Genomic DNA, 15,022 nt, shown 5'->3' on the forward strand with positions numbered 1-15,022 from the left:
AAAGTTGTGTTAGATATTACCAAGCAAAAATAGGATATTCTTTCATGATGCTGTTTACCTTCTCGCGAACGGCTGTTATCGTCTTATCGCATTCAGGAGCTGCTAAAACGGTATCAATCATTTCAACGATTTCACCCATCAGTTCTTCTTTGGCACCACGAGTTGTAATAGCCGGCGTACCGATACGGATACCAGAAGTCTGGAATGCTGAACGGCTGTCAAACGGAACCATGTTCTTATTGACTGTAATGTCGGCAGCAACCAAGGCTCTTTCTGCTACTTTACCAGTCAGATCAGGGAACTTCGTGCGCAGGTCGATCAACATACTGTGGTTGTCGGTACCGCCCGAGATGATCTTGTATCCTTTATCCATGAATGCTTGTGCCATAGTAGCTGCATTCTTCTTCACTTGCATCTGATATTCTTTGTATTCCGGTTCCAAAGCTTCGCCGAAAGCTACGGCTTTAGCTGCAATAACATGTTCCAGTGGTCCTCCCTGGATACCCGGGAATACAGCAGAATCCAATAATTGAGACATCTTCTTGATTTCGCCCTTCGGAGTCTTCTTTCCCCAAGGATTTTCGAAGTCTTTACCCAACAAGATGATACCACCACGCGGACCACGCAACGTCTTGTGAGTTGTAGAAGTTACGATATGAGCATATTCCAACGGATTATTCAACAAACCTGCTGCAATCAAACCTGCCGGATGCGCCATATCAATCATCAACAAAGCACCAACTTTGTCGGCAATCTCGCGCATGCGTTTATAATCCCAGTCACGTGAATAAGCAGAACCGCCACCGATAATCAATTTCGGTTTTTCGCGCAAAGCAACTTCTTCCATCTGGTCATAATCCACACGACCCGTTTCTTCTTTTACATTATATTCTGTAGCGTGATACAAGATACCAGAACTGTTTACGGCTGATCCGTGAGAAAGGTGACCGCCATGAGCCAGATTCAAGCCCAGGAAAGTATCACCCGGATTCAGAACGGCCAATAAAACAGCAGCATTAGCCTGAGCTCCTGAGTGAGGCTGTACGTTGGCCCATTCAGCATGGAATATCTTCTTCAGGCGTTCGATAGCAATCGTTTCACTTTGGTCAACGACTTCGCAACCGCCATAATAACGTTTTCCGGGATAACCTTCGGCATACTTATTTGTTAAGCAGCTACCCATTGCCTGCATAACTTGATCACTTACAAAGTTCTCTGAAGCAATCAGTTCAATACCCTTCAGCTGGCGCTGATGTTCTTTCTCAATGATGTCAAAAATGATGTTGTCTCTTTTCATTACCTTAAAAGATTAGTAAATGAATGGTATAGTTTATAAAAGATTACTTGCAAATGTAGTTATTTTTTTCGGTTCGTTGTCATTTCGTGTCAGATAATTGAGCATGAGCCAACAAGAATAGGTGGAAAAGCAACCTTGATAGTAAGATCGGCATCTAAAATCTATGAGAAATTAATTTTTTGACAGATGTGGTAAAGCTTTATCACATTTGTCAAAAAGCTTTTCGATATATGTAGTAAAGCTTTTCGACAGTTGTCAAAAAATTAAAAAGTAATGGGATCAGGGCTGACGCATTACAATCATTTTTTATTGGAATCAATTTTATTACAAGGAGGATTCCAGTCTGCATCAAGTAGTTCTACGAGGAAATCAGAATTCCATCCTGCCATTTTTCTTTTCATAGTCATGCTCCCTTTACGTGGATTATTCTTCAATTGGGTCATGGCTATCTTGGCTATCAAAGAGAAATTCTGTGCGGCATTACCTTTCTTTCGCTGATCATCTTCATTAAAAGTGATGTCCAGTTGCCAGTGTAACTTATTTTCTATGCCCCAATGACTTCTGATGGCCTGCAGGATACCTTCTGAATCCAGGGGTAAAGAGGTAATAAAATAACGCTTCTCTATTGTCGTCTTTCCTGTTTTTATACGAGTACTTTCTTTTGTCAGACAAACGACGGAATTTGCATTTTCCCAACCTAATACTGCTGCTGTACAACCATTATTATATACTTGGCAGAAGCGTTTCTCTTCCCGTCCGTGAGCTCGCTTTTCTTCTTTGTAAGCCATCTGATAACGAGTGGAAGGAATGTGTCCGTGGCCTTCCACCTTGTTTCCTTCCATGTCTATTTCGTTAAACCACGACGTGATTGTCTTGTGCAAAGTCTTTTGATTGGATTTCACACAGATAAGATAATCGGCATGGGCTTTGGTCACTTCTTTGACTATCTCATGTTGGCAACCAATTGCATCTATAGTCACGATACACCCTTGCAGGTCTAAAGATTCGATTAGTTTAGGGATTGCCTTTATTTCATTACTTTTCTTATCAACCCGCTCTTGTCCAAGACTTACTCCGTTCTCTGAAGACCATGCACTTACCATTCGAAGAGAATCAAAACTTCCGTTCCTTTTTTCTTCTTTGGCTCCACATATTTCCTTTCCATCTATATTAACTATCCCTTTATATTTACCGCATATATCCTGTATCCAGGAGCGAAAGCCTAATTCTAATTCTTTGGGATCCAGCAATGAAAACAATCGGTTAAATGTATCATGAGATGGAATTCCTTGGAAGTCTTTTATCCGTTCTCTGAAAAAATCTTCCCGTACACGACCAAATTCCGCTACCTCATTCCAGCTTTCGGCTCCACATAAAACAGCGGATATTGTAATATAAAAGATACTTTCCAAACTATATTTTTTCAAATGATCTCTACGAGGATCTGATACTTTTTCTAATATAGAAAATATTTCCATTACTTCTTTGATTTTTATTATTATCCCTTTGACTCTCTAAAGATAAATACTTTTTAAAAGGTCTGGAAGTTTGTAATGCGTCAGCCCTGACCACATTAGTCAAAAAGCTTTAGCACATATATGATAAAGCTTTAGCACATCTGTCAAAAAATTAATTGTTAACGACATCGATACTCCAAAGTGCTTGGTTTCGTATTCAGACAGACGGTTACGAACTTTTATTTCTCTTCTCAAATTCGATGAATACCGGATAATTTGGGAGGGATATACCCAAACTTTTATGCAGGGGACAAAGAATTTTACATAGGAATGTCGAAGTATTTATTCATATTAGCAGGTTGGTAATTGAATTTTTTTACCTTTGCGGGAATTAAATATGTGGGAATTATGAATGAAGAAATCATTCGATTTTTAACGGAATTAAGAGAAAATAATAATCGTATCTGGTTTCAGGAAAATAAGGCTCGGTATGACCGGCTGCATGACGCTTTTATTGATGATGTACAAAAGCTGATCAACCGGATAGCGTTGTTTGATCCGGAGGTAAAGAATGTGGAGGCAAAGAGCTGTTTGTTCCGTATTTATCGGGATATCCGCTTTTCACCGGATAAGACACCTTATAAGAGTCATTTTGCGGCTTATATCGCCCTGGGCGGAAGGGCCAGTGAACGTGGAGGTTATTATATTCATCTGGAACCCGGACATTGTATGTTGTCGGGCGGTGTATGGTGCCCGCCTCCCCAATTGTTGAAGATGCTGCGCCGGGATATTTATGATCATATAGATGAATTTGTAGCCATCCTGGAAGATCCTGTCTTTCGGGCAACTTATCCGATATTGGAAGGTGAAACGTTAAAGCGGATGCCTGTCGGTTATCCGGCTGATTTTGCTTACGGAGAAATACTACGGCACAAAGATTTCTGTGTTTGTTCGGAAAAACCGGATAGCTTCTTTACGCAACCGGACTGGATGGAGAAGACCGTAGCCGATTTCCAATTGTTGTTACCATTCAATCGTTTTCTGAATTATACAGTGGATGAATTTTTAGGAAGAATCTGATAAACATTAATAGATAGTTTTATGAAACACTTTTTTCAAACCATGTTTGCCTCCGTATTTGGAGTGCTGATAGCAATGGGCTTGCTGATCTTGGTTGGCATTTCCTTTTTGATTGGCGTCGCTGCATCCAGCAGTTCTTCGACGGAATATAAACCCAAGGATAATACGGTGTTTAAATTGAAATTGGAAGGTACAATTTCTGATCAGGTAACCGAGAATCCTTTTAGCGGTTTATTTAGTGAAGAAGTTGAACCAATGTCATTAACTGATATTACAAAGGCTATCCGTAAAGCAAAGACAAACGATAAGATCAAGGGAATCTATTTGGATGCCAGTGGTATGTCGGGTGGTTTTGCTAGCTTTGAAGCGATCCGTCGGGAATTGGAAGACTTTAAGGAAAGCGGAAAGTTTATTGTTTCGTATGCTGATGCTTATACACAAGGAACTTATTATCTGGCCAGTGTGGCTGATTCTGTCTTTGTGAATCCGCAGGGAACAGTTGCTTTGGTTGGATTAGCTTCTCAGGGAATCTTCTTTAAGAATCTGGCTGCTAAAGTGGGAATGGAATTTTATATCTTCAAAGTAGGTACTTATAAAAGTGCGGTTGAGCCGTATATGACGGATAAGTTTAGTGATGCAAACCGGGAACAGCTGACTTCTTTCTTAGGTAGTATTTGGGGAAATATGACATCTGCTATTTGTGCGTCTCGTAATATCGCTCCTGCCGATCTGGATACTTTCCTGAATCAGGGGCTGGCCTTTGATGATGCGCAAGTAATGGTCGATTATAAGCTAGTGGATGCTTTGGCTTATCGGAAAGAAGCTGAAGATTGCGTAAAACGGATGGCTGGACAGTCTTTGGACGATAAGATGGTATCGGCCGATGTGAAAAAGATGCTTGCCATTCCGGAAAAGACTCAGGAAAGCAGCAATAAGATAGCTGTCTTGTATGCCGAAGGCGAGATCCGTGAAAAGAGTAATTCAGCCATGGGCATGGATGAAGCCGTTATCTCGGAAGATATGGCAGATGAATTGCGCAAACTGGCTAAGGACGATGATGTAAAAGCCGTTGTATTCCGTGTAAACTCACCGGGTGGTAGTGCGTATATCTCTGAACAGATCTGGAAAGCTGTAATAGATCTGAAGGCCAAGAAACCGATTGTCGTGTCTATGGGTGATTATGCTGCTTCGGGAGGTTATTATATTTCGTGTGCCGCTAATAAGATTATTGCAGAACGTTCTACACTGACAGGTTCTATCGGTGTCTTTGGTGTTGTCCGGAATATGGCAGGAACCTTTAAGTTGTTGGATGTAACGACGGATATAGTCAAGACGAATACGTATGCAGACTTGGGTGATATGAGCCGTCCGATGCGGGAAGATGAAAAAGCGTTGATACAGAAAGGAATTGAGCATACGTATGATTTGTTCCTGACTCGTTGCTCTGACGGACGCGGTTTACCGAAGGATTCAATTGATCATATTGGACAAGGTCGTGTGTGGACAGGTGAACAGGCTTTGGATCGTGGTTTGGTTGATAAACTGGGTGGCATGGATGTTGCGATCGAAGAGGCAGCTTCGTTGGCAGGCGTTACTGCTTATACCGTAACAACAGCCAATACCAAGAAAGACTTCTTTACGGAATATATGGAAAAGATGATGGGAGAAGCGAAGGTTTCATTCATTCGTACAGCTTTAGGTGAGGAAGATTTTGCTGTTTATTCCAATATTCAGCGCATGAAGTCGCAGACCGGTGTTCAGGCTCGTATGCCTTATCTGATTCAAGGATTATAATTGAAGCGATAAGTTGATAAGTTGACGAGTTGACAGGGTGTGAGGTTCTTTTCTGTTATAGAGATTTCCTGAAAACCTTGTCAACTCGTTTGCTTGTATCTTATCTATATTGAAAACGTATAAATGAAGGAACTTACTAACTCTAGATTATTTATGTTGAAGTATTGGAAATGGATGTTCGTCTTGTTTGTAGCGATTTTGTCATCGTGTAAAACAACACAACAGCCTGTTAAACAATCATTTGTATTGGGAGAAAATCCGAAGCGGGAGTTTCGGGGTGCCTGGATTCAGACGGCTTTCCAGGGAGAATACAAGGAAATGTCGGTAAAGGAAATGCGGCGGAGCTTTATCCGTAAACTCGATTTTCTGGAGAAATGCGGTATAAATGCCATTATTTTCCAAGTTCGTCCGGAAGCTGATGCTTTTTATCGTTCGAAGTTAGAACCTTGGAGTCGTTTCTATACAGGTGAACAAGGTCGTGCTCCGGAAGGTAATTTCGATGTGATGGCTTTCTTGATTGAGGAATGTCACAAACGGAATATGGAGTTTCATGCCTGGTTGAATCCGTATCGGATCAGTACAGCCGGAAATACCAAGTTTGCTGATTCGCACATTTATCACCAGCATCCGGAATGGTTTGTTACTTACAACAAACAGATTCTCTTTGATCCGGGTTTACCACAGTCACGTCAGTTTATATGCAAGGTGGTAAAAGATATTGTTTCTCGTTATGATGTGGATGCCATTCACATGGATGATTATTTCTATCCGTATCCGGCAGCCGGACAATTCTTTCCGGACGATAAGAGTTTCCGTAAGTATGGTTTAGCCAAAGGATATAAACCTGAACAGAAAGCCGACTGGCGGCGTGAGAATGTCAATAAGCTGATCCGTGAAATCAAGCGGACGATCTTGTTAAATAAACCGTGGGTTCGCTTTGGAATCAGTCCGTTTGGTATCTATCGGAATAAGAAGAGTACGCCAGACGGTTCCGGCAGTAATACGAATGGTCTGCAGAATTACGACGACTTGTATGCCGATATTACCTATTGGGTAAAACAAGGCTGGATTGATTATAATATTCCTCAGATTTATTGGGAGATGGGACATCCGCTGGCTGATTACACAACCCTGATTAAATGGTGGAGCAAACATGCGTATGGCGGTCATTTATATATCGGACAAGATGTTGCACGTACGATGAAAGCAGATCAATTGACTAAGAAAATGCGTTATGAACGTCGTTTGCCGCATATTGCAGGTAACTGTTTCTGGCCGGCCAATGAAATTCTTTGGAATAATAAAGGGGTAGCAGATAGTCTGCAACGTCATTATCATCGGTATCCGGCATTGATTCCGGCTTATACAAACATGCATAACCGGGCTCCTGAAGAAGTCAAGAAACTAAAGACAGAATGGACGGCCGATGGTTTCATGTTGCATTGGAAAGCCGAACAAAGTAAGACGAATCCGGAATTAGCCTGGTATTTTGTGGTCTATCGTTTCGATCCTAAGGAAGAAATTGATTTGAATAATCCGGCTAAGATCGTAGGGATTACTCGAAATACGTTCTATAAACTGCCTTATGATGAGGGTAAAATCAAATATCGTTATGTTGTGACGGCAGTTGATCGTTTCCATAATGAAAGTCCGAAGGGTAAGAGCAAGAAGGTAAAATTATAAATCCTTATAGTTGCTCAGAGAGTTTTCGGAAGAGAAAGTATTTTGAAGTCATTTCAAAGATTTGCGGGGAAAAAATGAAGGCACAACATATCGCATGCTGTGCCTTCCATGTTCTAAATACAACTCCTATGTTGAAAAGAACTTAGAAAACAACGAAATCTATGGAATTAATAATACTTGTTTCTTACGAATGACGTTTCCGCCGGGATGCCATAGTTCGAGATATATGATATAAATACCTGTATTGACTGGCGAACCATCGCGCCCTTTTCCGTTCCATTCTAAATATCCTTGCGTTCCGAGCGAGGTGTTGTCGGCTATTAAAGCTACTTTCCTGCCGGATAAATCGAAAATCCATCCTCGTGCCATATAGCCTGACTGATTGAGCCGATACGGAATCTGAAAAGTTCCGGTTGGCTGATAAATCGGATCATCAATTTCTTCTGAATCAGATTCTGTCTCTCCATTCAGATATTGTGAGTTTTCCAAACCCGGTGTACCGAAACCAGCCGACGAAGCAGCCGAAGTCCAGTTGTCGGCATTCTGTGAATCTTTATCCGGATCTTTCCGTTCCAGAGCAACACCCTTTTTGTTTTTGACGGTAGGTGCGTGCCATTTGGGAGAATAACTTACTTCGTCGATAATTATTTCTCCTTCTTCCCGATATAAAACAACGGTTGAACCAGTATTGGAAAGTACAGGTAATTTACATTCCAACCAATTCAGAGAAGCCGGTAGTGAATAGAAATTCTCTACACCTTCGATTGATTTGGTCAGCAACAGATAATCACCTGCCTGCAGTGTTTGCGGATAAGCTTCCAAAGGATAACGGGTGTTTAAAGAACCATCGCTTTTCCGGGTAGAAATGCATACGTCTTTCAGACTTAATTCCTGTTCGGAGCGATTATACAGTTCAATGTATTCACTGCCATCGACAAAAGGTTCCGGCAATAGTTCATTGATGATAATATCACCGGGTTGAGGTTGTTGTGCTTCCGGTATTTCCGGTTCAGGATTGGTTTCTTCTTCTGGTTCATCGGGCGTTTCATCAGGTTCTTCTTCATTCTCCTCCGCTTCCGAATTGGCTTCTCCCGGTGTTCCTCCACGCGGATCGCTTGAAAGATGCCAGCCTTCCTCATCAAATTCCCATGAACAAGCGGGTTTTGCTTTCGGATAGGTATATTGATCCATCAGTTGACCGTTGGCATCGTATAAAGAAAGTTCTTTTCCGGTATTGGCCAAAGCAGAAGGAAATTTATCCAAAGGGCAGGCTTGTCCGTTTCCCACCTCTATTCCCCGTCCGGAACGATATAGAACGGCCCATCCATGTGCCGGGATGACAACGTCGGTTAAAGCAATCGGAGTAGTTCCGTAGTTGAGTATCCAGTTGGAAAGATCGATTGATTGATCTACCTTATTATATAATTCAATGTACTCTGTTTCGGGCAAGGCTGTCAATCCTTTCGGATCTGCCATTACTTCATGGATGATGACACTTCCTTTCGGATAAGATTCTTCCGGCTGTTCCGGTTCTTCCGGAACGACTGGTGTCTCCGGTTCCTCTGGTTCTTCTTCCGGTTCCTCTTCCGTTGTAGTAGGTTCCGAATTGCTTTCTCCTGGTGTTCCACCACGTGGATCGGTTGAAAGATGCCAGCCATCCTCATCATACTCCCACGAACAGGCGGGTTTAGCCTGTAGATAGGAATAAGAATCTATACATTCCTCACCAGCATATAAAGCCAATGTTTTTCCGTTATTAAATAATTGAGGAAAGGTTTCGATCGGAATCGCTATGTTTTCGGGGAATATATCGGTATGTTTGGCATGAAATAGAATAACATAACCGTTGGCAGGAATAGAAAATCCATCTAGTCCCTTTCTTCTGTATCCGTTTCCATAATCGAATATCCAACCATCCAAAGAAATGGTTTTGTCTTGGGTATTATATAATTCCACGTATTCAGGCCATCCACATGTATCCGGATCAGCCATTACTTCATTGATCCGGATTGCCTTTTCTGGATACGTTTCTATGGGATCTTCGGGTTGGTCTTCCGGAGTTTCGGGTGTTTCTTCCTCTTCTTCTTCGGATTCATCGTTCACCAATTTAACACTGACATTTCCGTCTTTGATTGGCAAACCTAATTCATCTACAATACCTTCCCAATAGAAAGTATAAGGCGTATTAAAAGATAATTCTTGGGGGAAATCAATGATAACACTATTCTCATTATATAATTTCTTTCGATCTATCATTTCTTTTCCCTCGAAACCTTCACCTTCTGCATAAAATGTTGCGTTTTCGATATTAATGGGTGCTGAAAAATAAAGTTTGGCACTGGCATAAGTAAGAGCTTCAATATCGATAAATTGAACTTCGCTTTCTATAGGAGTTTCAGGTTCTGCCGTAGGAATGATTTGTGAAGAAATCTCTATATTATCAATGTAATGCCCTCTTTTCTTTGAAGAATAATGAAAATCAAAACCAGACTTAATATATTTCAATTGTCTGGACTGAAGTTCTTGTTCAAAAGTTCCAATGGTAGAAAAAAAGGATTTTCCTTCCTCTTGAACATACAGTGTCCATTTTTTACTGTTTTCGAGAGTTACTTTGATTCTTAATTTGACATTTTCTGTTTTTAAAATATCTAATTCTTGTTCAATATATCGTTTAGAGCTACTTTCCGTCTCTCTTAAACGGCGTAAACTGATTGTTTTATCATTACTTCCTATTTGTACGTAGTATGTTTCATCAATACCAACTATTGATAATCTGTCTGTTAGTAAATTAAAGCGAATATGGTTATAGTTGCTTGGAATGAAATCCATTTTTACGTCGAATTGCCATACCATAGTATCAGAAAAAGCTAATGATACTTGTAATTGAGAAGAACTTTTCTCGGAATCTCCTACTAATTCTAACCAACCGTTTTCGTTAATGATAAAATCGGACAAATCTCCTTGCCAAGTATTTCTTGATGTAATGTCTGGTCCATCAAACGTCTCCAGAAACTGCGAAAATACCAAAAGAGGAAGATTAACGAGGAAGAAAAGTAAAATTTGTTTCATAGTCAGCCAGTTTTGTTTTAGAATTGTTTATCTTTGCACGCTGTTTGATAACAGCTTGTTATTAATTAATCGCAAAGATAAAAATTGTAAACGAATATACAAACTTTTTAAACTAAAAATTTTTGCTGAAATGAATGTAGCAATTGTTGGTGCAAGTGGTGCCGTAGGACAAGAATTCTTGCGTGTGCTTGAACAGAGAAATTTTCCGATGGACAACCTGGTTTTATTTGGTTCGTCTCGTAGTGCAGGACGTGAATATACGTTCCGTGGTAAACAATATACTGTCAAGGAACTGAAGCACAACGACGATTTTAAGGACATCGATGTTGCTTTCGTTTCAGCTGGTGGCAGTACTTCAATCGAATTTGCTGAAACTATCACCAAACATGGTGCTGTAATGATCGACAACTCCAGCGCTTTCCGTATGGAAAACGATGTTCCTCTGGTGGTTCCTGAAGTGAATCCGGAAGATGCCTTGAACCGTCCGCGTGGAATCATTGCTAATCCGAACTGTACAACCATTCAGATGGTGGTTGCTTTGAAGGCTATCGAAAATTTATCACATATCAAACGTGTTCATGTTGCTACTTATCAGGCTGCCAGTGGTGCAGGTGCAACAGCTATGGCTGAATTGAAGAAGCAATACGAACAGTTATTGAAGGGTGAAGAACCAACGGTTGAAAAATTCGCATATCAGTTGGCCTACAACTTGATTCCGCATGTAGATGTTTTCACTGATAATGGTTATACTAAGGAAGAAATGAAGATGTATAACGAAACACGTAAGATTATGCATTCGGATATCGAAGTAAGTGCTACTTGTGTACGTGTTCCGGTTATGCGTGCCCATAGTGAAGCTACTTGGGTAGAAACAGAACGTCCGCTTTCATTAGAAGAGGTTCGTCAGGCATTCGCTACGATGGAAGGTGTTGTTCTGCAGGATGAACCGGCTAATAAAGTATATCCGATGCCGTTGTTTATTGCCGATCACGATGAAGTGTATGTAGGTCGTATCCGCAAAGACTTAACAAATCCGAATGGTTTGTCGTTCTGGACAGTAAGCGATCAGATTCGTAAAGGTGCCGCTTTAAACGCTGTTCAGATTGCTGAATATTTGCTGAAAGTAGGAAATATCCGATAAAAAGACCCTAGGCTTGCGGCTTTTATCAGGAAGGTTGTAAGCAGGCGTTTGTAAAACCAACGAGAATCGAAAACGAAATCAACGAAGATTGTTTTGGGTTCTCGTTGGTTTTGTTTTTATCTACCTTATCTTTTCATCAAAAGCCGGCGTATTTTGCTGAAAAGCCGGCGTAAATTGACAAAAATACGCCGGCTTTTTTATTTACATATATTAAGAATTTACTTATTGGGTCTAAACTTCTAAAAACCAATCATATATTTAGCAATAAAGAAAAATACCGGAACAACCAATGACGGAAGCATATTCAGTGTTTTGCAGTCTTTGATTTCGAGGATAGCCAGACCAGAACTGGCAATCAATACTCCACCCACGATGGAAATCTCATTCATCAGTTCATCCGAGATCACATCTCCTGCCAAAGACGTAATCAGATAAATCGATCCTTGGGACAGGAACAAGACTGGTGCTGCCAGAATCATTCCGAATCCGTAGGTACTGGCCAGGACGGTAGAAGTTACCAAATCAAGGGTCGCATTGGTAAACAAATATGTATTATCGCCGTAGAGAGCACTCATGATAGGTCCGACCATCGACAAGGTTCCAATACAATATAATAAAATACCTGTTGAGAGTCCTTCTGCCAGTTTGGATTTAGAGAAATGCTGTACGATACGATTGAACTTGCCGGCTATATCTAATAATGTGCCGACTAACGTACCCAGCGCCAGACTGACGATAAACAGGACCGGATAATTACTTTCCGGCAAATGTGAAGTAACGGCATTGATTCCCAAAACTAAGGCTGCCAATCCCATGGCATGATACAATGCACTTTGATATTGAGGCTTGATGGCACGCTTGGCTACACTGCCTACCGTGCTGCCTATCATGATACAAACGGTGTTGACTATAGTTCCTAACATAATACGGCAAAGTTATAAAGAAAAGGAAAACAGCGGTTCTTTCTGTAAACATAAACATCATTTTTTCTGTTTCTTAATAGGTAAGAAAAAAATCTGAGGGATGAATAGGGGTTTTTCGAAATAAGGTGTCTTATGGGTAAAACAACGAAGAAAGCATTCAAGAAGGATACAAATAAATTAAAAGGAGAATTTGATTATGGAACAGAAAGAAAATAAAAAGAAACGTGTAAATATGTGGCATTGGAATCAACCGGAACAAGGTATGAGCATCGAGGATTGCGAACAGCTGGTGGATGAATTCCGCTTGTCGATCCAGAAAGCTTCGCTTAACCCGACGTTGGCAATCTTATTGCGTTGAAGCGAGGGGCGATCTTTTTTAGGCCACAAATAAATTCCGTACCTTTGCACAGAATAACGATGTGTAAGGTAAATATATGAAGATCGGAAATATAGATTTGGGAGAACGGCCGGTGTTTTTGGCGCCGATGGAAGATGTAACGGATATTGCGTTTCGCTTGATGTGTAAGCGTTTTGGGGCAGATATGGTTTATACGGAGTTTGTTTCGAGTGACGCTTTGATCCGTAGTGTCAGCAAAACGCAGCAAAAACTGATTGTATCAGACGAGGAACGTCCGGTTGCTATCCAGATTTATGGTCGAGATGTTGCGTCGATGGTAGAAGCGGCTCGTATTTGCGAAGCTGCGCATCCTGATATATTGGATATCAATTTCGGTTGCCCAGTCAAACGTGTCGCCGGAAAAGGTGCCGGAGCTGGTATGTTACAGAATATTCCCTTGATGTTGGAAATCACACGGGAAGTAGTAAAAGCTGTAAATATACCGGTTACGGTGAAGACTCGTTTGGGTTGGGATGCCGATCATAAGATTATTGTGGAATTGGCCGAGCAGTTACAGGATTGTGGTATTGCAGCCTTGTCCATACATGGCCGTACACGTGCCCAAATGTACACCGGAGAAGCCGATTGGACATTAATTGGAGCGGTTAAACAAAATCCGAGAATCTCTATCCCGATTATAGGAAATGGCGATGTAACCAGTGCTGAAATCTGTAAGGAACGTTTTGATTCGTATGGAGTAGATGGAGTCATGATCGGCAGAGGCAGTATTGGTCGTCCATGGATCTTCCGTGAAGTCAAACATTATCTCACGACTGGTGAATTATTGCCTAAAGAGTCTTTTCACTGGTATTTAGATATCCTGAAAGAACAAGTTACGGACAGTGTGAACCGATTGGACGAACGTCGGGGAATTTTACATATTCGCCGGCATCTGGCAGCGACTACTTTATTTAAGGGAATACCCGATTTTAAGCAGACGCGTGTAGCTATGCTGAGAGCTGAAACGGTTAAAGAATTGTTCGAAATTATGGATTCAATTCCCGAAAAATTCGAAATCTGAGACGATTTTAGCCTTTTTTAAAAGAAAGTATAAATTTTGCCTCTGGTTTTTATAATAATTTGATACATTCGAACGAGGTATGATGTAGTAAATACATTATCTTTGTATCGAGTTTTTTTCATAGTATTTTAGATCTAAGGTTAACAAGTCTTTGTTAGGAAGGAGTCGTGAGATTGTTTCATTGCAGAGCTAAAAGAGGTGTCATTCCTTTAGGCGTCGGAATGCACCTTTTTTTATTTTATATACGTTCATTTTTCTACAATTTGACCGGTTTGAATCTCTTCTTTGTAATCTTGACACCGAACGATCACATCTCCGTTTGGATTCAATAAACAACTACCGCCCCGATAGGTAATACCTGCCGGATCTGTTCCGACACAATTCACGGCAATGATATGCACTTGATTCTCGGTTGCACGCTCTTCTAATAGTTTTATCCAGTCGTTGTGACGAGATTCGGGCCAGTTGGCAATATAGATGGCGATGTCGTATTCGTTCTGGTTTTTACTCCACTCGGGAAATCTCAGATCATAACAGATATAAGGAGAGAAACGGAATCCTTTCCATGAAAATATAAGCCGTTCCTTTCCTGGTGAAAAACTTCCTTTCTTAAAGCAGTTGTGCTTGTCGTAGATTTGGTATGTACCGTCCGGATAAACAGCCAGCAAGCGGTTGAAATAAAGATTGTCTTCTTTATAGATAGTCGAACCGACGATCAAAGCATTTGTCTGTCTGGCCCATTGTTGCATTTTCTCGATGATATTCAGGTATTGTTGTGAAACGATGTCTTTGGTATCAGCCTTTTCTTGCGCATCTCTCTTTTTCATTTCGCAACCGGAGGTGAAAAGTTCAGGAAAGACAATCAGGTCGCAGTCCGGACATTGTTCGATACGTTTGCCGAAGGCATCCAAATTAGCGTCAACATATCCCCAGGCAAGTTGGGCTTGTATAAGTGCTACTTTCAAAGGTTCCTGCTTTGTTTGGGCCAGAATGCTCTCAGGAAGGCTCAGCCATCCTAAAAGGAAGATTAAGAATAAGTAATGATACATGTTGAATAATACTGAATGTTTGGATACAAAGGTATAAAACCCAAGTCAATGAAACGGCCTTTAATGGTTTTATTGAAGTCTTATTGGGGGTATTTACAGACACATCACTTG

General features: G+C 40.9%; 11 protein-coding genes. 6 read left to right on the forward strand and 5 right to left on the reverse strand.

The genetic code is table 11. From position 1 onward, the window contains the following. Positions 1 to 16 precede the first annotated feature (16 nt). Both glyA and MUN53_RS00620 read right to left on the reverse strand, forming a co-directional pair. Positions 17 to 1,297: a serine hydroxymethyltransferase gene (gene glyA / locus MUN53_RS00615; RefSeq protein WP_243322953.1), complete on the reverse strand. Its 1,281-nt coding sequence runs from the start codon at positions 1,295 to 1,297 to the stop codon at positions 17 to 19. Positions 1,298 to 1,596: 299 nt separating this feature from the next. Next, complete coding sequence (locus MUN53_RS00620; RefSeq protein WP_243322954.1) at positions 1,597 to 2,775, reverse strand: ISAs1 family transposase; 1,179 nt, start codon at positions 2,773 to 2,775, stop codon at positions 1,597 to 1,599. A gap of 387 nt (positions 2,776 to 3,162) precedes the next feature. On the opposite strand from MUN53_RS00620, the gene MUN53_RS00625 reads away from it, so the two are divergent. The 3 genes from MUN53_RS00625 to MUN53_RS00635 all read left to right on the forward strand — a co-directional run bounded on the left by MUN53_RS00625 (position 3,163) and on the right by MUN53_RS00635 (position 7,311). Beyond that, complete coding sequence (locus tag MUN53_RS00625) at positions 3,163 to 3,834, forward strand: DUF2461 domain-containing protein (protein WP_243322955.1); 672 nt, start codon at positions 3,163 to 3,165, stop codon at positions 3,832 to 3,834. Between the two features lie 21 nt (positions 3,835 to 3,855). After that, positions 3,856 to 5,628 (forward strand): signal peptide peptidase SppA, encoded by a 1,773-nt coding sequence (sppA, locus tag MUN53_RS00630; protein WP_243322956.1) that lies wholly within the window; start codon positions 3,856 to 3,858, stop codon positions 5,626 to 5,628. A 153-nt stretch (positions 5,629 to 5,781) separates the two neighbouring features. Further along, entirely contained in the window at positions 5,782 to 7,311 is a 1,530-nt protein-coding gene (locus tag MUN53_RS00635; protein WP_243322957.1) for a glycoside hydrolase family 10 protein, read from the forward strand. Positions 7,312 to 7,470: 159 nt separating this feature from the next. On the opposite strand, the gene MUN53_RS00640 is transcribed toward MUN53_RS00635, so the two are convergent. After that, a complete protein-coding gene (locus tag MUN53_RS00640) occupies positions 7,471 to 10,380 on the reverse strand; it encodes a lamin tail domain-containing protein (protein WP_243322958.1) in 2,910 nt (969 codons plus the stop codon). Positions 10,381 to 10,510: 130 nt separating this feature from the next. Here MUN53_RS00640 and MUN53_RS00645 point away from each other — a divergent pair, with 130 nt between their 5' ends. Then, complete coding sequence (locus MUN53_RS00645) at positions 10,511 to 11,521, forward strand: aspartate-semialdehyde dehydrogenase (protein WP_243322959.1); 1,011 nt, start codon at positions 10,511 to 10,513, stop codon at positions 11,519 to 11,521. A 239-nt stretch (positions 11,522 to 11,760) separates the two neighbouring features. Here the strand turns inward: MUN53_RS00645 and MUN53_RS00650 are convergent, their stop codons facing one another. Beyond that, positions 11,761 to 12,444, reverse strand: coding sequence for a DUF554 domain-containing protein (locus MUN53_RS00650; RefSeq protein ID WP_243322960.1), 684 nt, complete (start codon positions 12,442 to 12,444; stop codon positions 11,761 to 11,763). 196 nt (positions 12,445 to 12,640) lie between these two features. Between MUN53_RS00650 and MUN53_RS00655 the strand changes: the two genes are divergently transcribed. Together MUN53_RS00655 and dusB are read left to right on the forward strand one after the other, a co-directional pair. Further along, entirely contained in the window at positions 12,641 to 12,802 is a 162-nt protein-coding gene (locus MUN53_RS00655; protein WP_022454786.1) for a hypothetical protein, read from the forward strand. Between the two features lie 76 nt (positions 12,803 to 12,878). Then, on the forward strand, positions 12,879 to 13,862 hold the full coding sequence (dusB, locus tag MUN53_RS00660; RefSeq protein WP_022454785.1) for a tRNA dihydrouridine synthase DusB: 984 nt from the start codon (positions 12,879 to 12,881) through the stop codon (positions 13,860 to 13,862). Positions 13,863 to 14,110: 248 nt separating this feature from the next. Here dusB and MUN53_RS00665 read toward each other — a convergent pair whose 3' ends face one another. Further along, positions 14,111 to 14,827, reverse strand: a complete 717-nt coding sequence (locus tag MUN53_RS00665) for a nitrilase-related carbon-nitrogen hydrolase (protein ID WP_243322961.1) — start codon at positions 14,825 to 14,827, stop codon at positions 14,111 to 14,113. Positions 14,828 to 15,022 lie beyond the last annotated feature (195 nt).

This window comes from Parabacteroides faecalis (genome assembly GCF_022809355.1).
Classification (GTDB): domain Bacteria; phylum Bacteroidota; class Bacteroidia; order Bacteroidales; family Tannerellaceae; genus Parabacteroides; species Parabacteroides faecalis.

Bases quoted from the DNA above. Each gene is read 5' to 3' on its own strand.
- glyA (WP_243322953.1), bottom strand. From the start codon at position 1,297: ATGAAAAGAGACAACATCATTTTTGACATCATTGAGAAAGAACATCAG.
- MUN53_RS00620 (WP_243322954.1), bottom strand. From the start codon at position 2,775: ATGGAAATATTTTCTATATTAGAAAAAGTATCAGATCCTCGTAGAGAT.
- MUN53_RS00625 (WP_243322955.1), top strand. From the start codon at position 3,163: ATGAATGAAGAAATCATTCGATTTTTAACGGAATTAAGAGAAAATAAT.
- sppA (WP_243322956.1), top strand. From the start codon at position 3,856: ATGAAACACTTTTTTCAAACCATGTTTGCCTCCGTATTTGGAGTGCTG.
- MUN53_RS00635 (WP_243322957.1), top strand. From the start codon at position 5,782: ATGTTGAAGTATTGGAAATGGATGTTCGTCTTGTTTGTAGCGATTTTG.
- MUN53_RS00640 (WP_243322958.1), bottom strand. From the start codon at position 10,380: ATGAAACAAATTTTACTTTTCTTCCTCGTTAATCTTCCTCTTTTGGTA.
- MUN53_RS00645 (WP_243322959.1), top strand. From the start codon at position 10,511: ATGAATGTAGCAATTGTTGGTGCAAGTGGTGCCGTAGGACAAGAATTC.
- MUN53_RS00650 (WP_243322960.1), bottom strand. From the start codon at position 12,444: ATGTTAGGAACTATAGTCAACACCGTTTGTATCATGATAGGCAGCACG.
- MUN53_RS00655 (WP_022454786.1), top strand. From the start codon at position 12,641: ATGGAACAGAAAGAAAATAAAAAGAAACGTGTAAATATGTGGCATTGG.
- dusB (WP_022454785.1), top strand. From the start codon at position 12,879: ATGAAGATCGGAAATATAGATTTGGGAGAACGGCCGGTGTTTTTGGCG.